Source organism: Alsobacter sp. P4_H11 (assembly GCF_056400925.1).
Genome location: NZ_JBFUKI010000003.1, coordinates 305,817 through 325,789, shown reverse-complemented (window position 1 = coordinate 325,789; position 19,973 = coordinate 305,817). Strand labels below are relative to the sequence as shown.

Annotated in this window: 19 protein-coding genes; 14 read left to right on the top strand and 5 right to left on the bottom strand. The window is 69.5% G+C overall.

Annotated elements, in window-relative coordinates:
- Position 1 precedes the first annotated feature (1 nt).
- The 7 genes from AC1DSZ_RS07255 to AC1DSZ_RS07225 all read left to right on the top strand — a co-directional run bounded on the left by AC1DSZ_RS07255 (position 2) and on the right by AC1DSZ_RS07225 (position 8,497).
- Complete coding sequence (locus AC1DSZ_RS07255; protein WP_476837699.1) at positions 2–1,498, top strand: tripartite tricarboxylate transporter permease; 1,497 nt, start codon at positions 2–4, stop codon at positions 1,496–1,498.
- Positions 1,495–2,883 (top strand): MmgE/PrpD family protein, encoded by a 1,389-nt coding sequence (locus AC1DSZ_RS07250; protein ID WP_476837698.1) that lies wholly within the window; start codon positions 1,495–1,497, stop codon positions 2,881–2,883. The genes AC1DSZ_RS07255 and AC1DSZ_RS07250 overlap by 4 nt, the downstream gene beginning before the upstream one ends.
- On the top strand, positions 2,880–3,638 hold the full coding sequence (locus tag AC1DSZ_RS07245) for an SDR family NAD(P)-dependent oxidoreductase (RefSeq protein ID WP_476837697.1): 759 nt from the start codon (positions 2,880–2,882) through the stop codon (positions 3,636–3,638). Before AC1DSZ_RS07250 ends, AC1DSZ_RS07245 begins: the two co-directional genes overlap by 4 nt.
- A complete protein-coding gene (locus tag AC1DSZ_RS07240) occupies positions 3,635–4,435 on the top strand; it encodes a sulfite exporter TauE/SafE family protein (RefSeq protein ID WP_476837696.1) in 801 nt (266 codons plus the stop codon). The genes AC1DSZ_RS07245 and AC1DSZ_RS07240 overlap by 4 nt, the downstream gene beginning before the upstream one ends.
- A 145-nt stretch (positions 4,436–4,580) precedes the next feature.
- A complete protein-coding gene (locus AC1DSZ_RS07235) occupies positions 4,581–5,642 on the top strand; it encodes an ABC transporter ATP-binding protein (protein WP_476837695.1) in 1,062 nt (353 codons plus the stop codon).
- A 17-nt stretch (positions 5,643–5,659) separates the two neighbouring features.
- Positions 5,660–6,703 carry an ABC transporter substrate-binding protein gene (locus AC1DSZ_RS07230; protein ID WP_476837694.1) on the top strand — a complete coding sequence of 348 codons (1,044 nt, stop codon included), beginning with the start codon at positions 5,660–5,662 and terminating at the stop codon, positions 6,701–6,703.
- A gap of 72 nt (positions 6,704–6,775) precedes the next feature.
- Entirely contained in the window at positions 6,776–8,497 is a 1,722-nt protein-coding gene (locus tag AC1DSZ_RS07225) for an ABC transporter permease (protein WP_476837693.1), read from the top strand.
- 360 nt (positions 8,498–8,857) lie between these two features.
- Here the strand turns inward: AC1DSZ_RS07225 and AC1DSZ_RS07220 are convergent, their stop codons facing one another.
- A complete protein-coding gene (locus tag AC1DSZ_RS07220; RefSeq protein ID WP_476837692.1) occupies positions 8,858–9,520 on the bottom strand; it encodes an FCD domain-containing protein in 663 nt (220 codons plus the stop codon).
- A 189-nt stretch (positions 9,521–9,709) separates the two neighbouring features.
- On the opposite strand from AC1DSZ_RS07220, the gene AC1DSZ_RS07215 reads away from it, so the two are divergent.
- The 3 genes from AC1DSZ_RS07215 to AC1DSZ_RS07205 are packed head-to-tail and all read left to right on the top strand — an operon-like array spanning position 9,710 to position 13,336.
- Positions 9,710–11,122: an MmgE/PrpD family protein gene (locus AC1DSZ_RS07215; protein WP_476837691.1), complete on the top strand. Its 1,413-nt coding sequence runs from the start codon at positions 9,710–9,712 to the stop codon at positions 11,120–11,122.
- 7 nt (positions 11,123–11,129) lie between these two features.
- Entirely contained in the window at positions 11,130–12,242 is a 1,113-nt protein-coding gene (locus AC1DSZ_RS07210; protein WP_476837690.1) for an AbrB family transcriptional regulator, read from the top strand.
- Positions 12,243–12,259: 17 nt separating this feature from the next.
- On the top strand, positions 12,260–13,336 hold the full coding sequence (locus AC1DSZ_RS07205; RefSeq protein WP_476837689.1) for an isocitrate/isopropylmalate dehydrogenase family protein: 1,077 nt from the start codon (positions 12,260–12,262) through the stop codon (positions 13,334–13,336).
- Between the two features lie 21 nt (positions 13,337–13,357).
- On the opposite strand, the gene AC1DSZ_RS07200 is transcribed toward AC1DSZ_RS07205, so the two are convergent.
- On the bottom strand, positions 13,358–14,062 hold the full coding sequence (locus AC1DSZ_RS07200) for an ArsR/SmtB family transcription factor (RefSeq protein WP_476837688.1): 705 nt from the start codon (positions 14,060–14,062) through the stop codon (positions 13,358–13,360).
- 118 nt (positions 14,063–14,180) lie between these two features.
- Here AC1DSZ_RS07200 and AC1DSZ_RS07195 point away from each other — a divergent pair, with 118 nt between their 5' ends.
- On the top strand, positions 14,181–14,510 hold the full coding sequence (locus tag AC1DSZ_RS07195; RefSeq protein WP_476837687.1) for an NIPSNAP family protein: 330 nt from the start codon (positions 14,181–14,183) through the stop codon (positions 14,508–14,510).
- A complete protein-coding gene (locus AC1DSZ_RS07190; RefSeq protein WP_476837686.1) occupies positions 14,507–14,854 on the top strand; it encodes an antibiotic biosynthesis monooxygenase family protein in 348 nt (115 codons plus the stop codon). Before AC1DSZ_RS07195 ends, AC1DSZ_RS07190 begins: the two co-directional genes overlap by 4 nt.
- Positions 14,855–14,928: 74 nt before the next feature.
- Here the strand turns inward: AC1DSZ_RS07190 and AC1DSZ_RS07185 are convergent, their stop codons facing one another.
- A complete protein-coding gene (locus AC1DSZ_RS07185; RefSeq protein WP_476837685.1) occupies positions 14,929–15,906 on the bottom strand; it encodes an alpha/beta fold hydrolase in 978 nt (325 codons plus the stop codon).
- 104 nt (positions 15,907–16,010) lie between these two features.
- Here AC1DSZ_RS07185 and AC1DSZ_RS07180 point away from each other — a divergent pair, with 104 nt between their 5' ends.
- Positions 16,011–17,045 (top strand): PdxA family dehydrogenase, encoded by a 1,035-nt coding sequence (locus tag AC1DSZ_RS07180; RefSeq protein WP_476837684.1) that lies wholly within the window; start codon positions 16,011–16,013, stop codon positions 17,043–17,045.
- 385 nt (positions 17,046–17,430) lie between these two features.
- Here the strand turns inward: AC1DSZ_RS07180 and AC1DSZ_RS07175 are convergent, their stop codons facing one another.
- Positions 17,431–18,261 carry a transporter substrate-binding domain-containing protein gene (locus AC1DSZ_RS07175; RefSeq protein ID WP_476837683.1) on the bottom strand — a complete coding sequence of 277 codons (831 nt, stop codon included), beginning with the start codon at positions 18,259–18,261 and terminating at the stop codon, positions 17,431–17,433.
- Positions 18,262–18,427: 166 nt separating this feature from the next.
- Here AC1DSZ_RS07175 and AC1DSZ_RS07170 point away from each other — a divergent pair, with 166 nt between their 5' ends.
- Complete coding sequence (locus AC1DSZ_RS07170; protein ID WP_476837682.1) at positions 18,428–19,126, top strand: GntR family transcriptional regulator; 699 nt, start codon at positions 18,428–18,430, stop codon at positions 19,124–19,126.
- Between the two features lie 3 nt (positions 19,127–19,129).
- Here AC1DSZ_RS07170 and AC1DSZ_RS07165 read toward each other — a convergent pair whose 3' ends face one another.
- Positions 19,130–19,963, bottom strand: a complete 834-nt coding sequence (locus tag AC1DSZ_RS07165; RefSeq protein WP_476837681.1) for a DUF1206 domain-containing protein — start codon at positions 19,961–19,963, stop codon at positions 19,130–19,132.
- Between the last annotated feature and the right edge of the window lie 10 nt (positions 19,964–19,973).

Sequence of the window (19,973 nt, the reverse complement as noted above, 5' to 3'; positions counted from 1 at the left end):
CATGGACACGCTGCTGAAATGCCTCACGCTGCTGGTCGCCACCCCGCTGGTGCCGGCCGCCATCATCGGCCTCGTCTGGGGAATCATCGGCGGCGCCCTGCCGGGCATCTCGGCCTCCGTGACGATGTCGCTGGTGCTGCCCTTCACCTACGCGATGGACCCGATGGTGGCCATCGTGCTGCTGGCCTCGGTGTATATCGGCGCCGAGTATGGCGGCTCCATCCCGGCCATCCTGATCCGCACGCCGGGCACGAACTCGGCCGCCGCCACCGTGGTGGACGGCTACGAGATGAAGCGCCAGGGCCGCGCCGGAGAGGCGCTCGGCATCTCGCTCTGGTCGGGCGTCATCGGCAGCCTGTTCGGGCTCGTGATGCTGATCGGCCTCACCGAGCCGCTGTCGCGCATAGCGCTGGCGTTCAAGCCGATGAGCTACTGCGCGCTGGGCCTGCTCGGCCTCAGCATCATCGCGTCCCTGTCCGGCGGCTCGCTCCTGAAGGGGCTCGCGGCCGCGCTGGTGGGCATGATGGTGTCCACCATCGGCATCGATCCGATCTCGGGCGTCGACCGCTTCACCTTTGGCCAGGCGGACCTGCTGAACGGCGTGAAGCCCATCATGGTGATGGTGTCGCTGTTCGCCGTCAGCGAGCTCCTGCGCCAGTCGGGCAGCAAGAGCGTGGCGCTCGGCCAGCAATCGGTGCGCATCACCCTGCCGAACCTCGCGATGATGCGCCGGCTGATCAAGCCGCAGTTCATCGGCTGCATCACGGGCACCATTGAGGGCCTGATGCCGGGCGGCGGCGGCTCCATCGCGGCGTTCTTCTCCTATAACGAGGCCAAGCGCTGGTCCAAGCACCCCGAGGAGTTCGGCAAGGGCTCCGTGGAGGGCGTCGCCGCCCCGGAGGCCGCCAACAACACGGTGGCGAGCGCCTCGCTGATCCCGCTGCTCAGCTTCGGCATTCCGGGCTCCAACTCGGCCGCCGTGCTGCTGGGCGGCCTGCTGATCCACGGGCTGCTGCCCGGGCCGCGCCTCTTCGAGCAGAACGCCGACGTGGTGCTCGGCCTCTACACCGGCTCGCTGGTCGCCACCATCGCGCAGATCGCGGTGGGCATCGTCATCATGCCGGTCTGCATGTGGCTGGTGAACCGGCCACGGCCCTATCTGGCGGCCTTCATCTACCTGCTGGTGCTGTCCGGCATCTACACCATCAACGGCAGCCTGTTCGATCTCGGCATCGTGCTCTTCGGCGGCCTCGTCGGCTTCCTGATGAAGGCGTTCGGCTACCCCTTCCTGCCGGCCGTACTGGGCGTGGTGCTGGGCCCCATCGTGGAATCCAACTACCGTCGCTCCATGCTGCTCTCGGGCGGCGACCTTTCGATCTTCCTCGACGACCCCATCGCGGTCGGCTTCCTGATCACGGCCGTCCTGTTCCTGTCTTGGTCGCTCTGGCGCGAGTGGCGCGACGCCGTCGCGCGCCGGACGGAGGTGAAGCCCGCATGAACGCCCCCTCGAAAAGCGACGCGCCTATCGCGGCCTCGCTCGCCCGCTTCGCCGCCAGCCGCGCCGAGCTGCCCCCGCAGGTGCGCGAAACCGTCCGCCTCCTGCTGCTGGACGTCGCCGGCCTGTGCCTGGCGGCGCGCGGAACCGACTATGTGAGCGCCGGCCTCGCCAGCGTGGCGTCCGAAGGGCGCTGCACGGCGCTCGGCCATCCGGGCGGGCTCGGCCCCTATGACGCCGCGCTGGTGAACGGCCTCGCGGCCCACGGCGAAGATTTCGACGACACCTTCGAGGGCGGGCCCGTGCATGCCGGCGCGGTGGTGGTCCCGGCCGTGCTCGCGATCGCGGAGCATCGCGGGCTCTCGGGCGACGCCGTGCTGCGCGGCGTCGCGGTCGGCACGGAGCTGATGTGCCGCCTGAGCCTCGTCGCCCCGCAGGCGATCCACAAGGCGGGCTTCCACCCCACCGCGGTGCTGGGCGCGCCCGCCGCCGCGGCCGCCGTTTGCGCCGCGCTCGGACTGGACGAGACGCAGACGCTGAACGCCATCGGGACCTCCGGCAGCCTCGCGTCCGGCATCATCGAGTATCTGTCGGACGGCAGCTGGACCAAGCGCCTCCACGCCGGCGCGGCCGCGCAGGCCGGCATTCGCGCCGCCCTGCTGGCCGAGGGCGGCTTCTTCGGCCCGTCCACCGTGCTGGAAGGCAAGCACGGCTTCTACAAGGCTTTCGCGCCCTCCCGCGCGCCGGATTTCACGCCCTTGCTGGACGGCCTCGGCGAGCGCTGGGTGCTGCGCGACATCGCGTTCAAGCCCTATGCGTGCGGAACCATGACGCAGCCCTTCGTGGATTGCGCCGTGAAGCTCGCCGCCCAAGGGGTGAGCCCCGAGGACGTCGTCGCCATGGAATGCCGCGTCGGCGAGGGCACGGTGCACCGCTTGTGGGACCCGATCGCCCTCAAGCGCCGCCCGCCCAACGGCTACGCGGCCAAGTTCTCGACGCCCTACTGCATCGCGGTCGGCTTCATAGACGGCAAGGCCGGGCTGGAGCAGTTCACCGAGGAGCGCGTGCGCGACGAGCGCGTCCTCGCGCTGGCCGCCACGGTCTCGTATGTGGTGGACCCGGCGGACGAATATCCCCGCAACTTCACCGGCCACATCCGCGCGACGCTGCGCGACGGCAGCGTCCGGGAGGTCACCAAGGGCCACATGCGCGGCGGCGCGCGCGAGCCCCTGACCGCGGCCGACATCCGCGCCAAGTTCGACGACAACGCCCGCTTCGGCGGCTGGGCGGACGCCACCGCGCTCGCCGAAGCGCTCGACCGGATCGCGGCCGGCGGCGCGGTCGATCTCTCAGCCGGCCGCGCCGGCCAGAAGGAAACACGCGCATGAATGGCGAACTCGCCTCCCGCAAGGTCATCGTCACCGGCGCGTCCAAGAATATCGGCCGCGCCATCGCGCTCGATCTCGCGGCCGGCGGCGCGCAGGTGGCGCTCGTCGCCCGGCAGGACCGCGCCGGCCTCGAAGCCGTGGCGCGCGAAATCGAGGACGCCGGCGGGTCCCGCCCGGTCGTTCTGCTGGCGGATGTTTCGGATGAGGCCGCCGTCCGCCGCATGGTCGAGGACGCCGCCGCGCAGCTCGGCGGCGTAGACGTGCTGGTCAACAACGCCGCCGTGCGCAACGAGGCCCATTTCGAGGACCTCACCTTCGCGCGCTGGCGCGAGGTCATGTCCATCGCGCTGGACGGCGCCTTTCTGTGTTGCCAGGCGTGCCTGCCGCATCTCGCCAAAGGCGGGGAGGGGGCCATCATCAACATCGGCGGGCTCACGGCCTATACGGGCGCAAAGGACCGCGCCCACGTGGTCGCCGCAAAGGCTGGGCTCGACGGCCTCACCAAGGCGCTGGCGCATGATCTCGCGCCTAGGGGCGTCACCGTGAACCTCGTTTCGCCCGGCCTGATCGACACCGTGCGGGGCGGCCCGACATCCGCCGCCGAGCCCGCGCACCACAAGACGCACGCGACCCTGCTCGGGCGTCGCGGCAAGCCCTCGGAGGTCGCCGCCATGGTGCGCCTGCTGGCCGGCCCGCAGGGGCGCTACATTACGGGCCAGACCATCCACGTGAATGGCGGAGCCTACCTGCCGTGACGGCGGCGGACCCCGCAATGCTTGGCGTCGGCGGCTTCGCCGAGGCCGGCTTTGCGGCGACCGCCGCCCTGGTGGCGCTCGCGGCCTTTCTGGGGGCGCTGTTCAGCGCACTCACGGGCTCCGGCGGGGCCATCATCCTGTCGCTCGCGCTCGCGCCCGTGATCGGCGTCGCCGCGCTGGTGCCGACGCTCAGCGTCGCGCTGTTGATCACCCACGTAGCGCGCGTGGTCGCGTTCTGGCGCAGCATCGACCGTCGCGCCGCCGTCATGATGGCGAGCTTCGCGGTTCCGGGCTGCGCCATCGGGGCGGTGGTCTACGCCTGGCTGCCCGAGCGCGCCATCGCGGCCGTGCTGGGCGTTTTTCTGCTCGCTCTCGTGATCGTGAAGCGATCGTTGGCGTCCCGCATCGCGGCGTCGCGTCTGGCTCGCCTCGGCCCGGCCGGGCTCGCCGGCGCGTCCGGATTGTTCGGCGTGCTTTCGGGCGCGACGATCGGCGGCGGCGTGCTCGCCTTGCCGATCCTCGGCGCCGCCGGCCTTGTGGGCTCTCCTCTCGTGGCCACGGACGCTGCCGTCGGCTTGGCGCTGCAGCTCACCAAGGCGATCGTGTTCGGCGGGGCCGCCACCCTCACGGCGGAGCTCTTCGGCCTCGGCCTCCTGATCGGGCTCTGCATGGTTCCGGGCGTCACGTTGGCGAAATCGCTGCTCGCCCGCATGTCGCTCCACGTCCACGGCCTGATGATCGACGGCGTGATCGCGCTCGGCGCGCTCGGCTTCATCCGGCAGGCCCTCAAGGGCTGACCCTCGTTTTCGAAAACAGTCTATTGTTGACAATCTGAACCACCCTGGCCCATCGTGGCCATCACGGCGCCGCAGAGCGCCAGGAGGCGATCGCCGAAATCCCGTGCGGGACGAGGCGGCGCTTCACAAACCGGGAGGAGGTCGCATGGCCTTCGTCGAGCTTTCGCAGCTGTCCAAATCCTACGGGAAGCTGACCGTCGTCGATCGCGTGTCGCTGTCCATCGAGAAGGGCGCGCTGGTGTGCCTGCTCGGTCCTTCGGGCTGCGGCAAGACCACGACCTTGCGTCTCGTGGCCGGCTTCGTCGACCCCACGGGCGGCGAGATCCGGGTCGGCGGCCGGGTGCTGTCAGCGCCGGACGTCACCACGCCGCCCGAGCGCCGCAACATGTCGATGATCTTCCAGAGCTACGCGCTCTGGCCGCACATGACGGTGTTCGAGAACGTCGCCTACGGGCTCACCATCCGGGGCCTGTCCAAGGCCGACATCAAGACGCGCGTCGACAACATCCTGAGCGTGGCCAAGCTGTCGCCGCTGGCCGAGCGCTACCCGTCGGAGCTGTCCGGCGGCCAGCAGCAGCGCGTGTCGCTCGCTCGCGCGCTGGTGGTGGAGCCCGAAACGCTGCTGCTCGACGAGCCGCTGTCCAATCTCGACGCCAACCTGCGCGAGGAGATGCGCTTCGAGATCCGCCGCCTCCACGACCAGTATCGCTACACGACCATCTACGTCACCCACGACCAGGCCGAGGCCATGACGACCGCCGACGTGATCGTGGTGATGAACCAGGGCCGCATCGAGCAGGCCGGCTCCGCCGAGGATATCTACCAGCGGCCCCGCTCGGAGTTCGTCGCCCGCTTCATCGGCGGCACCAACATCCTCAAGGGCCGGCGCTCGGGCGACCAGGCGGTGGACTGGGGCGGGATCAAGCTCACCTGCGGCGACGGCGAGTTCGCGGCAGCGGATGAAACGGCGGTGTCGATCCGCCACCACGACATTCGCATCGCCACCAACGCGCCCGTGGACGGCCTGAACTGGGCGCCGGGCGCGGTGTCGCGCCAGGTCTTCCTCGGCTCGCACCGGGACTACCTTATCGATCTTTCAAATGGCGAGACGGTGCGCGCGGTCGCCCCGCCGGACGTCGCCATTCCGAAAGGGCAGCCAGTCTGGCTCCAATTCCCCCCCGAGCACTGCCGGGCGCTGGCTCAATAAGACAAGGAGGAAAAATCATGAAGCATTTCGTCCTCGCCGCGGCGGCAGCCGTCATGTGGCTCGCGCCGCATGCCGTCCAGGCCGCCCCGCCCGCGCCCTACGAGCCCGACCAGGCTATGGTCGAGGCCGCCAAGAAAGAGGGCAAGGTCGTCTGGTACACGTCCACGGACGTGCAGGTGTCCGAGAAGATGGCCAAGGCCTTCGAGGCCAAGTATCCGGGCATCGACGTTCAGGTCGAGCGCTCCGGCGCCGAGCGCGTCTACCAGCGCATCAACCAGGAATATGGCAGCAAGATCTACAACGCCGACGTGATCGAGACATCGGACGCCGTGCACTTCCTGGTGTTCAAGCGCGAGGGAATCCTCGCCCAGGCGCTGCCCTCCGACGTCGCCAAGAGCTGGCCGGCCGAGGCCAAGGACCCCGACGGATACTACGCGGCCTACCGCGCCCACCTGTCGGTGATCGGCTACAACACCAAGCAGGTGAAGGCCGAGGACGCGCCCAAGAGCCACGCCGACCTGCTGCTTCCCAAGTGGAAGAACCGCATGGTCAAGGCGCATCCCGGCTACAGCGGCACGGTGCTGACCGGCACGGCGGCGCTGAGCAAGCTCCTTGGCTGGGAGTTCTTCGAGAAGCTCGGCCAGCAGAAGATCATGCAGGTCCAGTCCTCCACCGAACCGCCGAAGAAGCTCGCGCAGGGCGAGCGCTCCATCATGGCGGACGGCAACGAATACAACCTCTTCCTGCTGCGCGAGACCGGCGTGCCGATCGAGGTGGTCTACGCCACCGAGGGCAGCCCCATCGCGATCGGGCATGCGGGCCTGCTCAAGAACGCCGCGCACCCCAACGCCGGCAAGCTCTTCTACGCCTTCATGTACACGCAGGAAGCCCAGCAGCTCGCCAGCGACGTCGGCGGCCTGCGCTCCTTCCACCCGGGCGTAAAGGAGAAGGAGGGCCGCGTGCCGCTCTCCAAGATCAAGGTGCTGTTCACCGACCCGGCCGAGGTCGAGAAGCAGATCGAGACGATCAAGAAGAAGTACGAGGAATATTTCGGGACCTAGTCCAGCACTCCGGCGCCCGGCGGCCTGTTCGCCGGGCGTCCTTCACGATGGCGAGGGGCGAGGAAACCCGGAATGACGGTTGCGATCGAACGGACACTGCCGGTGCGGCGCTTCGCCTTCGACTGGTCGAAGCCCGTTTTCATCTCCCTTGTGCTCGTGCTCGGCGGGCTCGTCCTGCTGCCGCTGTTCTGGCTCGCCTATTACAGCGTGCTCGCCAAGGACGGGACGCTCTCGCTGGAGAACTTCCGCGCGCTCGTCACCGACCCGACCCTGCGCAAGCCCTACGCGATCGCGATGGGGATGGCGCTCGCCACCGGCGCGCTTTCGTGCCTCATCGCCACCCCGCTGGCCTGGCTGACGGCCCGCACCGACCTGCCCGGCCGGGGCGTGGTGCGGGCCTTCGTGACCGCCTCGTTCGTGACGCCGCCGTTTCTGGGCGCCATCGCGTGGGAGATCCTGGCCGCCCCCAACAGCGGCATCCTGAACGAGATCTACCGCTGGGCCTTCGGCCTCGAGCAATACGAGTACCTATTCGACATCTACACCTTCGAGGGGCTCGTCTTCGCGCTCTCCTGCTACACGTTCCCGTATGTGTTCACGCTGGTCGCCAACGCGCTGGACCGCGTGCCGACGGACCTTGAGGAAGCCTCCGCCATGCTGGGCGGCGGCGTCTGGACCACGCTGCGCAAGGTGACGCTGCCTTTGGTGCTGCCCGCCATGCTGGCCGGCGGCCTCGTCGCCATCCTGCAGGCGCTCACCATGTTCGGCACGCCCGCCATCCTGGCGCTGCCGGCCGGCTTCCACGTCATCACCACCAAGATCTGGAGCCTGTTCCAGTATCCGCCCAAGCCCGGGCTGGCCGCCGCCAGCGCGCTGCCGCTGCTGCTGATAACCGTGTTCCTGATCTGGGCGCAGGCCAGGATCATCGGTCGCCGGGGCTACACCACGGTGGGCGGCAAGAGCGGCGCGGCCCGCATCACGCCGCTCGGCCAATACCGGTGGGTGGCGGTGGCCTTCGTTGCGGTGGTGCTCAGCATCACGGTGATCATGCCCTATCTGGCGCTGCTGAAGACCGCCGTGACCCGCACGGTGTCGGAGCCGCTCACCTGGTCGAGCTTCACGCTGCACCACGTCCACTTCGTGCTGTTCGAGTTCTCGGCCACGCGCCTTGCGCTGCAGAACACGCTCGTGCTCGGCGTCATGACCGCGACCGCCGGCACCGCCATCGCGCTGCTGGTGTCCTACCTGGTGGCCCGCCGCTCGGTCGCGGGCGCGTCGCTGCTCGGCTACCTCGCCACCGCGCCGGTCGCCATCCCGGGCATCGTGCTCGGCGTCGGCCTGTTCCTGAGCTATTCCAGCCCGCCCTTCATGCTTTACGGCACGATCTGGATCCTGTTCATCGCCTTCCTGACAATCGAGATGCCGGCCGGCTACCAGCAGCTCTCCTCGGCGTTCAAGAGCATCCATCCCGAGCTGGAGGAAGCGAGCCGCATCCTCGGCGCCACCCGCATGATGGCGCTGCGCCAGATCACCGCCCCGCTGCTGCGCACCAGCGTGGTGGCGACCTGGTGCTTCGTGTTCATCGGCACCATCCGGGAGCTCTCGGCCACCATCCTGCTCACCACCGCCGAAACCAAGCTGGTCTCGGTGATCATCTACGACCTCAACGAAAGCGGCGACCTCGGCGCCATCTCGGTGCTCGGCCTCCTGCTGCTGGGCGTCTCCTTCGCGATCGTCCTGCTCGCGAACCGGCTCCCGGTGCTGGGCGGCCGGAGGATCACGGCGTTGCGGTGAGTTCCTTCTCCCCGGCGCGGCGAGAAGGTGGCGCGGAGCGCCGGATGAGGGGAGGGCGGGGCGGGCAGCCTGAATCCTTCCGTCATCCCCGGCCGGAGTTGCGAAGCGGCGGAGGGGAAGGGGATCCAGAGGCCAGAAGCGCGGCTGCTCTGGATCCCCTTCCCGGCGCTGCGCGCCTCCCGGGATGACGGGAGGATGGCCTCCAAAATGCAAACGCCTCGCCGTCATTGCGAGCCGGAGGCGAAGCAATCCAGCCTAAAGGCGAGGCGTTAGGCTGGATTGCTTCGCTGCCGCTCGCAATGACGGGAGCGGGGCCCAACGGTTCCAGCCCCAACCGTCACCCCCATCCCGAATCCAGCCTCATGGCTTGCCGAACAGCGCGTCCTTGCTGGTGAGCACGTGCTCCTCCATCTCGCGTCGCGAGGCCTCGGCGTCGTGCTTTTTCAGCGCCGCGAGGATGCGCCGGTGCTCGGCGTTGGAGACTTTCATGCGCCCGGGCGCGTCCAGCGTGCGGCGGCGGAAGAGGTGGGCCTCGCGCTGGATGGCGTTGCATAGCGACAGCAGCCGCTCATTGCCCGTGAAGCCGACGATCTTCTCGTGGAAGCGCAGGTTGAGCGGGTAAAAGGCGTTCAGGTCCTCGGCCTTGGCGGCCTTGTCCATGTCGCCGATCAGCGCCTGCAACTCGGCCGCCTGCGCGGTCGTGATGATCGGCGCCAGCAGCCGTCCCGCCATGCCCATCAGCGAGGCGCGGATGTCGTAGAGCTCGGCGGCCGCCTTGTTGTCGAGCTCGCGCACGAACACGCCGCGGTTGACCACAACCTCGACGAGGCCGCTCTGCTCGAGCCCCCGGCAGGCTTCGCGGATCGGCCCGCGGCTGACGCCCAGGCGGGTCGCGAGCGCATTCTCGTTCAGACGGTCGCCGCCCGCGAGTTCGCCCATCTCGATCATGCGCTCCAACTCGCGGCGCACCAGCGAGGTGAGCGACTCCGTGCGGCGGATCTTCAGGGCGAGCGTCGGGTCCACGGGCGTTCCGCAATTGACCAATGAAGCAATCTTCCTGAACGCAGATCGACATCCGCGCAAGCGAAATCCGGCGGCGAAAAACTGTTGACAATTCACAATCTGGCGAAGAGCCTGAGCACGACGCGGCGCCAAGCCGCGCGAAGCATTCGCCCCAGCAGGGCCTGGCGAACCGCCAGGGAGGAGATCGAGATGAGCGCCAAAACCGCCGCGGATCGCGCCGACACGACATGGTATGTCGCCGAATTCGTCCATGACGCCCAAGCGTCGGACCTGCCTTCCGATGTCGTGGCGCTCGGCAAGAAGTCGATCCTGGACGGCCTCGGCCTGGCGCTGTCCGGCTCGGTGGCGCGCAGCGGCGAGCTGGTCCGCCGACATCTCGACGACCTCGCGCTCGGCGACGGCCCAGCCACCGTGATCGGGACCAACCGCCGCGTCGCGCCGCGCTTCGCGGCCTTCGCCAACGGCGTCGGCGTGCATGCGGACGACTACGACGACACCCAGCTCGCGGTGGCGTCGGACCGCGTCTACGGCCTGCTCACGCACCCCACCGCGCCGGCGCTGCCGGCCGCGCTCGCGATGGGCGAGGCCAAGGGCGCCAGCGGCCGCGACGTCATGCTGGCCTACCATCTCGGCGTCGAGGTGGAGTGCAAGATCGCCGAGGCGATCGACCCGCGCCATTACCAGACCGGCTTTCACGCCACCGCCACCTGCGGCACCTTCGCGGCCGCCTCGGCGGCGTCGAAGCTGATGGGCCTGACCACCGAGCAGATCACCCGCGCGCTGTCGGTCGCCGGCAGCCAGTCGGCCGGCCTGCGCGAGAATTTCGGCACCATGACCAAGCCGTTCCACGCCGGCCGCTCCTCCGAGAGCGGCGTCGCGGCGGCGCAGTTCGCCGACTACGGCTGGACGGCCACGGACAAGATCCTGGAGGCCCCGCGCGGCTTTTTCCGCGCCGCCGGCGGCGGTTTCGACCGCAACGCCATCATGGGCAAGCTCGGCGCGCCCTGGACCTTCGCGGAGCCGGGCGTCTCCATCAAGCCGCACCCGTCGGGCTCGCTCACCCACCCGGGCATGACCGAGATGCTGCGCCTCATCCGCCAGCACGGCATCAAGGCCGACCAGGTGGAGAGCGTGCGCGTCGGCACCAACTCCAACATGCCCAACGCGCTGATCCACCACCGCCCCACCAACGAGCTGCAGGCCAAGTTCTCGATGGAGTTCTGCATGGCGATCCTGCTCATCGAGGGCAGGGCGGGGCTCAACGAGTTCACCGACGAGGTGGTGATGCGCCCCGACGTCCGCGCCATGATCGAGCGCGTCGACTTCGGCGTGAACGACGAGGCAGAGCGCGCCGGCTATCACCTCATGACCACCATCATCGACATCGCCCTCAAGGACGGCCGCACGATTTCGGGCCGCGCCGACTTCGGCAAGGGCAGCCCCTCCAACCCGATGAGCTACGAGGAGGTCGCGGACAAGTTCCGCGAATGCGTCGAGTTCGCGCGTTTCGATAAGGCGAAGGCCGAGACCGTGGTCTCGATGGTGCGCGACCTGGAAGATCTCGGCTCCATCGAGCGCCTCACCGCCGCCCTGCGCCCCTGAGGCCGCGGTGGACGACAGGCCGCAACGCGAGCCCCTGCAGGCCGGCCGCTTCGGCCGGCTCGCGCCGCGCGATCCCTGGGCCCCCGTGCGTATCGTCGCCACGCTGGCGCTGGGCTTCGCGGCCGGCTGGGCGGCGAGCCGCGTCGGCCTCCCGCTCGCCTGGATGCTGGGCCCCATGCTGGCCACGGCCGCCTGCGCGATGCTCGGTTGGGCGCCCACGCCGGCGCCGCGCAGCCGCGAGTTCGGCCAGGCGGTGATCGGCCTCGCCATCGGGCTGCGCTTCACGCCCGTGATCCTGGCCTCCACGGCGACGCTGCTGCCCGCCATGGCGGTCGCCACGCTGGGCGTGATCCTCATCACCACCGCGGCCGCGCTCGCGGTGCGCGCCATGATCGGCCTCGATCGCCAGACGGCGTTCTTCGCCACCGCCGCCGCCGGCATGGCCGAGATGGCGATGCTGGCGCGTGACCGCGGCGCGGATTCCGAAGCCGTCGCGGTGTTCCACGCCATTCGGGTCGGCACCATCGTGACGGTGGCACCGCTGGCCGTCTACGCCTTTGGGTCGGATGGCGGCATCCCGGACCTCGGCCAGAGCGGCATCGTGCCGCCGCTGCCGCTCGCCCTGATGCTGGCCGGCGCGGTCCTGGCCGCGTTGCTCGCCCGGCCGGCGCGCATTCCCAACCCCTGGCTGTTCGGCCCGGCGATCCTCGGCCTAGCGCTGGCGGCCTCCGGCCTCGTGGCCGGCTCAATGCCGCCCTTGCTGCTGATCGTCGCCCAGGTGGCGCTCGGCGTCGCGCTGGGCGCGCGCTTCCAGCGCAGCCTCATGATGCGCCTGCCCAAGGTCGCGGCTTGCGCCTTCGCGGTGTCGCTCGGCCTCGTGGCCGCCGCAGCTGGCCTCGCTTACCTGCTCTCGGCCGCCACGGGCCTGTCCTATGGCACGAGCTTCCTCGCCGTCGCGCCGGCTGGCGTCACCGAGATGGTGCTCACCGCCAAGGTGATGCACCTCGACACCGCCAGCGTCACGGCCTTCCACGTCATGCGCATCGCCGCCATCACGGCGACAACGCTGCTCACCCTGCGCGTCTACGAGCGCCTCGCCGGCTGGCTGGACGCCGCCTGATCCCATGGAGCCCCAGCATGCCTGAAGCCCACCTCGTCGTCGGCGTCCTGAACGGCGACGACATCGGCCACGAGATCGTGCCGGCCTCCGTGGAGGTCGCCAAGGCGGCCGTCGCCCGCACCGGGCTGGTCGTGGACTGGCGGCCCACCCCTATCGGCCGCAGCGCGCTGGATACGCATGGCTCCACCATGCCGGAAGGCACGCTGGAGACGCTGGGAAGCTTCGATGGTTTCATCCTGGGCCCCATCGGCCACCGCGCCTATCCCAAGGTCCCGGGCGCCATCAACCCGCACCCGATCCTGCGCAAGCACTTCAACCTCTTCGCCAATGTCCGCCCGACGCGCTCCTTCCCGGGCATCGGCTGCCTCTATGACGACGTCGACCTCGTAATCGTTCGCGAAAACAATGAGGGCTTCCAGCCGGACCGCAACGTGGTGGCGGGCTCGGGCGAGTTCCGCCCCACCGACGAGGTCACGATCTCGGTGCGCGTCATCACCCGCACGGGCAGCCGCCGCGTCGCCCGCGCGGCGCTGGAACTGGCTCGCAGCCGCCGCAAGCATCTCACGATCATCCACAAGGACACGGTGTTCAAGCTCGGCTGCGGCATGTTCGTGGAGGAGTGCCGCAAGGCCGCGCTCGATTTCCCGGACGTGCTGGTGGACGACGTCATCGTCGACACCTTCGCAATGCGCCTCGTGCGCGATCCGCAAACCTTCGACGTGGTGGTCACCACCAACATGTTCGGCGACATCCTGAGCGACGAGGCGGCCGGCCTCGTGGGCGGGCTCGGCATGGCGCCGGGCCTGTGCATCGGCGAGGGAAACATCGCCATGGCGCAGGCCACCCATGGCTCCGCCCCCGACATCGCCGGCAAGGGCGTCGCCAATCCTTACGCGATGATCGAGTCCACCCGCATGCTGTTCGACTGGCTCGGCCGCAGCCGCAACGTGCCCCAGGCGGTCGAGACGGCCGCCCTCATGGGGCGCGGCATCGAGGCGGCGCTCGCCAACCCGGAAACCCGCACGGGCGACATCCGCGGCTCCGGCGGAACGGCAGACATGGTGCGCGGCATCATCGCCGGAATGGGGAACTAACGACGTCGATCGCGTCTCGCCCTAGAGGCTCAGCCCAAATTGGCGGCTCATTCCCTGAACGCCTTTGGGCGTCACCTCGAGCGCGCGGGTTCCGGCCATGCGCCGGACCCAGCCGTCGTCGAGGCACCATTGGCAGAGCGCCGCCCCCACTGCCCCGGCGATGTGCGGCCGGCGTTCGCTCCAGTCCAGGCACGGCCGACAAAACACACGACCGCGCGTCGGGCCGGCGGGGGGCTCCAGCCGCAGCCCGACGCCGCGCAGAAACGCGAGACCGTCCGGCGTCAGCGCCGCGCCGTCCTCCGACAAGTCAAGGCGGCCCTGCGCAACGAGGCTGTCCGCGATTGCGACCGCGATTTCGCCCGCGAGATGGTCGTAACAGGTTCGGGCGCGCCGCAGCGCCCCATCGCGCGGGCCAACCCTGGGCCGCCGCGCCGCCGCGCCGTTCTCCAGCCCGCCCGCGATCGCCATGAGGCTCTCCAGCATGGCGGCGACCTGCGGGGAGGCAAGGCGGTGGTAGCGATGGCGCCCCTGCTTCTCCACCGCGAGCATCCCGGCCTGGGTCAGCTGGGCAAGGTGCCCGCTCGCCGTGGCCGGGGTGACGCCTGCCACGGCGGCGAGTTCGGACGCCGTCAGCGCGCGGCCGTCCATCAACGCCGCCAGCATGCCTGCGCGGGCGGGCTCGCCGACGAGAGCCGCCGTGGCGGCAATGGCCGAAATGGTCGTCATGGGGTCCTCGTGGGCGCCATGATGCCCGTACGTGCGGCCGGATGCTACGGTCGCGCCCGAAGCATCCCGATAGCGCCTGCCGCTAGATCCTGGCCTTCCGCAAACGGAGCCCTCGGCCATGATCACCTGTTTCATCCGCTACGAGATCGATCCCTTCAAGGTCGAAGCCTTCGACCGTTACGCTCGCGCCTGGGGCGAGGCGATCCCGCGCTGCGGCGCTGATCTCATCGGCTACTTCGCCCCGCACGAGGGCTCGGCGACCACGGCTTACGGCGTCTACTCGGTCGAAAACCTCGCCGCCTATGAGAACTACCGGGCGCGCCTGAAGGCCGACCCGATCGGGCAGGACAACTTCCAGTTTGCCAAACGCGAGCAGTTCATTCGGCGCGAGGATCGTGTTTTCCTGCGACTCGCGTCCATGCCTCACGCCCCCCTGGTGCTTCCATGATCGCCGTCATCTTTGAAGTCCGCCCCGCCGAGGGGCAGGTCGATCCCTATCTGCGGCTCGCCGAGGCGTTGCGGGGCGAGCTGGAGCGCATGGACGGGTTCATCTCGGTGGAGCGCTTCCGCAGCATCAAGGATCCCGACAAGCTGCTGTCGTTGTCGTTCTGGCGCGACGAAGCGGCCGTGCTGGCCTGGCGCAATCACGAGAAGCACCGCGCCACCCAGGCGCGCGGCCGCGGCGGCGTGTTCGCGGACTATCGCCTGAGGGTGGCCGCGGTGCTGCGCGATTACGGCATGGACGAGCGGGACGAAGCGCCGGCCGACAGCCGCGCCGCGCACGGGGCCTAGCCAAAAACCTCAAGCTCTTTAGCCCTCGATACCCTCATCCTGAGGGGCCTTGTGGATGGCAGGGACGGTCGGGCTCAGCCCACGTAGGCCGTCGGTTCGCGGCCGGAGAAGAACTCCCAGAAGCTCCCGTAGACGAGGTCCGGCCGGTGCTCGGCCGGGTAGTGCCCGGTCGGGATCGCCCAGCCGCGCAGGTCGTCGCACCAGCCGCCCCAGGCTTCGAGCGGCTTGAAATGCCGGCCGCAATGGCTGTTGGAGCCCCACAGCACCAGCGTCGGGCAGGTGATGCGCTTTTTCCCGAAGTCGGCCGTGTCCATCGCGAGGTCCAGCGTCACGGTGGCGCGATAGTCCTCGCACACGGCGTGGATCTGCTCGGCCGTGGTGCAGCGCGCGTATTCGGCCATGGCCTCGGCGGTGAAGATCTCCAGCCCGACGCCCTTTTTGTTGAGCTTGTAGCGGATGTAATAGTCGAGGTCGGCCGTGATGAGCTTCTCGGGGAATGGCGCCTTCTGGGCCATGAAGAACCAGTGGTAGCTCTCCAGCCCCCAGCCCAGCGTCACCTGGGTGAGCACCGTGTGGGTGGGGACGATGTCGAGCGCCGCCATGCGCTCCACCCGCTCGGGCTTGTCCAGCGCCATGCGGAACGCGACCCGCGCGCCGCGGTCATGCCCGGCGACGCCGAACCGCTCGAAGCCGAGCGCGTCCATGACGTCGAACGCGTCCTCGCCCATAGCCCGGAACGTGTAGGCGGCGTGGTCCTCGCCGCCGTCCGGCTTGGAGCTGTCGCCATAGCCGCGCAGGTCCATCGCCACCACGGTGAAGCTCCTGGCCAGCGTCGGCGCGATCTTGTGCCAGCTCGCCAGCGTCAGCGGATTGCCGTGGATCAGCAGCAGGGGAGGGCCGCTGCCCGCCACCGCCACCTCGATCTCGGCGCCGCGCGTGCGGATCCGGCGGCGCTCGAAGCCGGCCATCAGGGTGGGCCCGTGGTTCTCCAGCGGCGGCATGGCCTGCATGGCGTTCAACTCCCTTGGCGCGCTCGTTCGGGCGGCGCGCATCTTCTCGCCTCCTCGCAAACTGAGAGCGGGATCGCAGATTGTCAACAATTGACATTAGGCGTGAGCCGTGGCGCCATGCGGGCGAACAGCTTTTGCGAGGCCTCATGCCGTCCACTTCCGCCGCTCTCCCGCGCATCGCCCTCACGCTCGGGGATTGCACCGGCATCGGCCCGGAGCTCTGCGCCCGCATCCTCCATGACGGGCGGCTGCGCGACGCCGCCCGCATCGTCGTGGTAGGCGACGCGCGCGTGCTCGAACAGGGCATGCGGGACGCCGGCGTGTCCTTTGATTTCGCCCGCGTGGCCTCGCCGGACGAGGCCGATTGGGACGGCGACGCCGTCCCGCTGGTCGACATGCGCAACATCGATCCCGCCTCGCTGCCGCGGGGCGAGATGTCTCCCAAATCCGGCAAGCTCACCGGCGACACCCTCGCCAAGGCGGTGAGCTTCGCGCAGGCCGGGCAGGTCGACGCCGTGTCGTTCGCGCCGCTCAACAAGGCGGCGCTCCACGCGGGGGGCTGGCGTTTCCCGGACGAGCACAAGATGTTCGCACACCTGCTCGCGCATGAGGGCTACTTCTCGGAAATGAACGTGCTGGACGGACAGTGGATGTCGCGCGTGACCTCGCACGTCTCCCTGCGCCAGGCCATCGACCAGATCACGCCCCGGTCGATCGAGGACGCCATCCGCCTGGTGGACCGCACCATGCAGCGCGCCGGCGTCGCCCGCCCGCGCATCGCCGTGGCGGCCCTGAACCCGCATGGCGGCGAGAACGGCCTGTTCGGCATGGAGGAGATCGAGATGATCGGCCCCACCGTGAAGGCCGTGGCGGCCACCGGCATCGATTGCCGCGGCCCGTTTCCGGCGGACACGATCTACCTCAAGGCCTTCGCGGGCGACTATGACAGCGTGGTCGCGATGTACCACGACCAGGGCCAGATCGCGACCAAGCTGCGCGGCTTCAACCGCGGCGTCACGGTGACGGCCGGCCTCGCGACGGTGTTCACCACCCCGGCCCACGGCACCGCCTTCGACATCGTCGGCAAGGGCGTCGCCTCCACGGGCGCCATCGAAAGCGCCATCCGCCTCGCCGCCAAGCTCGCCGCCGGCTCAGGCTGGCGAGCGGAGGCGGCGGCCTGAAACCCACATACCCCAACTGCCTCAGCTCCCTCGTCCTTCCAGACGCATCGCCAAGGGGCGACGCTCCTCAGGATGAGGGGGGTTGGGAGATCGGCATCAGAAAAGGCCAGCGCAGGGCGGATCGCAAGCTGCCCGTGCCACCCTCCCGTGATTGCGAGCGGAGCAAAGCAATCCAGTCTAACGCCAGGCGATTAGACTGGATTGCTTCACCTCCGGCTCGCAATGACGGCGAGGGGGCTGAAACGTGGTTCAGACCAAGCCGTCGAATCCGTCTCCCCGTCATGGCCGGGCTTGACCCGGCCACCGGCGCGGGAGCCCGGCGCGTCGATCCCCGGGGCGAGCCCGGGGATGACTATGGCGGGATGGCGCCCCGCCCAAGCGCCGCTCAGCTCGCCGAGAACGGAATGCCTTCCAGGCTTTCCGGGAAGGTGTGCACCGGCACCTTCATCCACTTGTCGTAGACTTTCTTCAGCTCGCCATTGGCCTTGATCTTGTCGATGAACGTGTTGATGGCGGCGTTCATCTCCTTCTCGCCAAGGCGCGTGCAGGCGCCGTTGTAGAGGTTCTGGAACTCCAGCTTGTTCTCGAACTCGCCCGGCCGGGCCTGCTCGATGCGCTGCATGTAGAAGATGTTGCCGCCGAGCGCCTGGACCTGGCCGGACACCAGCGCCTGGATGGAGGGGGCGTCGCCGTCGAAGCGCCGGATGGTGGTGCCGGCCGGGGCGTTCTTGGTCACCTGGGTGTCCTGGGCCGCGCCCTTGGCGACCCCGATGGTGAACTTGCCCATGTCCTCGTTCTTCTTGATCTCGGCGTTCTTGGGCCCGATCAGCACGATGGTGTTGGCCACGTAGGGCTTGGAGAACTGCACCGCCTTGGCGCGCTCGGGCAGCATCGCCATGGTGGCGAACAGCACGTCGACGCGGCCGGTGGTGAGCGCCGGGATGCGGTTGTTCACCTCGAGCGGCATGAACTCGACCGGAACACCGAGCTCCTTGCCGAACAGCTCGGCAATGTCGGCGTCGAGGCCTTCCTGCTTGCCGCTGCTGTTGACGAAGCCCCATGGCGGGTTGTCGCCCTGGATGCCGACGATGACCTTGCCGCGCGCCTTGATCTCGGCGGGCGTCACCGCCTGGGCGGCCTGCGGCAGCGTGGCGGCGGCTGCGAGAAGCGCAGCGGCCGCGATGGCGCTGCGGCGGTTGATCCTGAATCCCGTCACGGTGTTCTCCCTGGTCCGGCTTCTTGGTTGGGCCCGCGGCAGGCGCGGCTGCGTGAACCTCTCACCGATTGCGGCCGCTCGCAACCGAGAATCATGCGATCATCGGATGGAAGCGGTCTTTGTCAGATGATCTGGCCATTCCGGAATTCCGGCTTTACGGTGTGGCATGCTCCAGGCCAGCCCCGATCCAGACGCCGCGCCGCACCAGGACGCCGACCTCCTATCGGCGGGCGAACGCGCCTATGAGCGGATCCGGAGCGACATCGTCGTTGGCCGGCTGCCGCCGGGCCAGCGCCTCACGCTGGAGAAGCTTCGCGCCCGCTACGGCGTGGGCGTCGGCACCCTGCGCGAGATCTTCAGCCGGCTCACCCCCGAAGGGCTCGTCACCGCCGAGGGGCAGCGCGGCTTTCACGTCGCGCCCTGTTCGGCCGACAACCTGCGCGAAGTCGCGGCGCTCCGGTTGCTGCTGGAGAAAAGCGCCATGGCGCGCTCCTTCGCGGCCGGGGACGTGGAGTGGGAGGGCCGGCTCGTCGCCGCGCACCACAAGCTCGCCCGGGTGGAGCAGGGGCTGCTGGCCGGGCAGGACGGCGACGCAGAGCGCTGGAAGCGCTTCGATTGGGAGTTCCACCAGGCGCTTGTGTCGGCCTGCGGCTCCCGCGCGCTGCTGGACCTGCACGCCGGCGTCTATGACCGCTACCTGCGCTACCAGATGGTGTTCGTGATCTTCCGCGGCGCCGTGGCGGCCGACGAGCACCGCGCCCTCCTGGACGCCGCGCTGCGCCGGGACGCGCCCGCCGCGCAGGAGATCCTGGAGCGCCACGTCGCCGGCTGCCTCGATTTCGCGTTCAGCCGCAAGCTGCTCTGACGCTCAGGCCGTGTTGAGCCGCAGCTTCGCGCCGGCTTCCGCGAGATCCGGCGCATCGATCCGCCGATAGCGCGCCGCGACGAACTGAAACGCCCCGAACGCAAACAACCCCGCCGCCGTCGCGAGCAGCAGGAGCCAGCCGTAGGGTTGCGCTTCCAGGGCCGCGAGCGTGCCGGCGAGCCCGCGCGCCTCGCGGGCGTTGGCGTGCCACGCGGCCGCCAGCAGGAACGCGCCCGCGAGCCCGAACACGGCCGCCCGCGCCGCGTAGCCCAGGCGCCCGAGCGGGACCACCCACGCGCGCGCGCCCGCGCGCAACGCCAGATGCTCACAAAAACTCGCCTTCCAGGCTTTCACCGCGGCGGCGCAGCCGGCGCCGATCACGATGGCGCCGGCGGCGCCGACCAGGAAGGGGCCGAACGGCAGTTGCAGGAGGTAGGCCGTCCAGTCGCGCGCGGATTGGTCGCCGCCCGAGCCGCCGCCCGAGAACGCGAAGATCAGCGACGCCGCCGAGATCGCGAGGCCGCCGTTCACCACCGCGCCCGCCCCGTAGCCGATGCGGCGGACGATGCTTTTCGGCTGGGTCCCGAGATGATCGGCGTCGAACACCGCCTGGGCGACGCGCCAGGCCGCGAAGCACAGCAGCCCGATGCTGAGGAGCCCCAGCATCACGGCGCCATAGGGCTGCGCTAGCAGCGTCCGCAGCGCGCCGTGGCTGTCGGGCGTCCGCCCGCCCCCACCCATGGCGGCCAGGGCCGCGAGCCCGCCCACCATCACGAAAACCACTCCGCGCGCCACGTAGCCGGCGCGCGCCAGGCGTTCGGCGTTGCTGTCTTGCATCGACCACCTT

Excerpts from the sequence above, each read along its gene's own strand:
- AC1DSZ_RS07255 (WP_476837699.1), top strand. The coding sequence starts at position 2 with ATGGACACGCTGCTGAAATGCCTCACGCTGCTGGTCGCCACCCCGCTG.
- AC1DSZ_RS07245 (WP_476837697.1), top strand. The coding sequence starts at position 2,880 with ATGAATGGCGAACTCGCCTCCCGCAAGGTCATCGTCACCGGCGCGTCC.
- AC1DSZ_RS07225 (WP_476837693.1), top strand. The coding sequence starts at position 6,776 with ATGACGGTTGCGATCGAACGGACACTGCCGGTGCGGCGCTTCGCCTTC.
- AC1DSZ_RS07205 (WP_476837689.1), top strand. The coding sequence starts at position 12,260 with ATGCCTGAAGCCCACCTCGTCGTCGGCGTCCTGAACGGCGACGACATC.
- AC1DSZ_RS07170 (WP_476837682.1), top strand. The coding sequence starts at position 18,428 with ATGCTCCAGGCCAGCCCCGATCCAGACGCCGCGCCGCACCAGGACGCC.
- AC1DSZ_RS07200 (WP_476837688.1), bottom strand. The coding sequence starts at position 14,062 with ATGACGACCATTTCGGCCATTGCCGCCACGGCGGCTCTCGTCGGCGAG.
- AC1DSZ_RS07250 (WP_476837698.1), top strand. The coding sequence starts at position 1,495 with ATGAACGCCCCCTCGAAAAGCGACGCGCCTATCGCGGCCTCGCTCGCC.
- AC1DSZ_RS07230 (WP_476837694.1), top strand. The coding sequence starts at position 5,660 with ATGAAGCATTTCGTCCTCGCCGCGGCGGCAGCCGTCATGTGGCTCGCG.
- AC1DSZ_RS07190 (WP_476837686.1), top strand. The coding sequence starts at position 14,507 with ATGATCGCCGTCATCTTTGAAGTCCGCCCCGCCGAGGGGCAGGTCGAT.
- AC1DSZ_RS07215 (WP_476837691.1), top strand. The coding sequence starts at position 9,710 with ATGAGCGCCAAAACCGCCGCGGATCGCGCCGACACGACATGGTATGTC.
- AC1DSZ_RS07235 (WP_476837695.1), top strand. The coding sequence starts at position 4,581 with ATGGCCTTCGTCGAGCTTTCGCAGCTGTCCAAATCCTACGGGAAGCTG.
- AC1DSZ_RS07185 (WP_476837685.1), bottom strand. The coding sequence starts at position 15,906 with ATGCGCGCCGCCCGAACGAGCGCGCCAAGGGAGTTGAACGCCATGCAG.
- AC1DSZ_RS07180 (WP_476837684.1), top strand. The coding sequence starts at position 16,011 with ATGCCGTCCACTTCCGCCGCTCTCCCGCGCATCGCCCTCACGCTCGGG.
- AC1DSZ_RS07195 (WP_476837687.1), top strand. The coding sequence starts at position 14,181 with ATGATCACCTGTTTCATCCGCTACGAGATCGATCCCTTCAAGGTCGAA.
- AC1DSZ_RS07165 (WP_476837681.1), bottom strand. The coding sequence starts at position 19,963 with ATGCAAGACAGCAACGCCGAACGCCTGGCGCGCGCCGGCTACGTGGCG.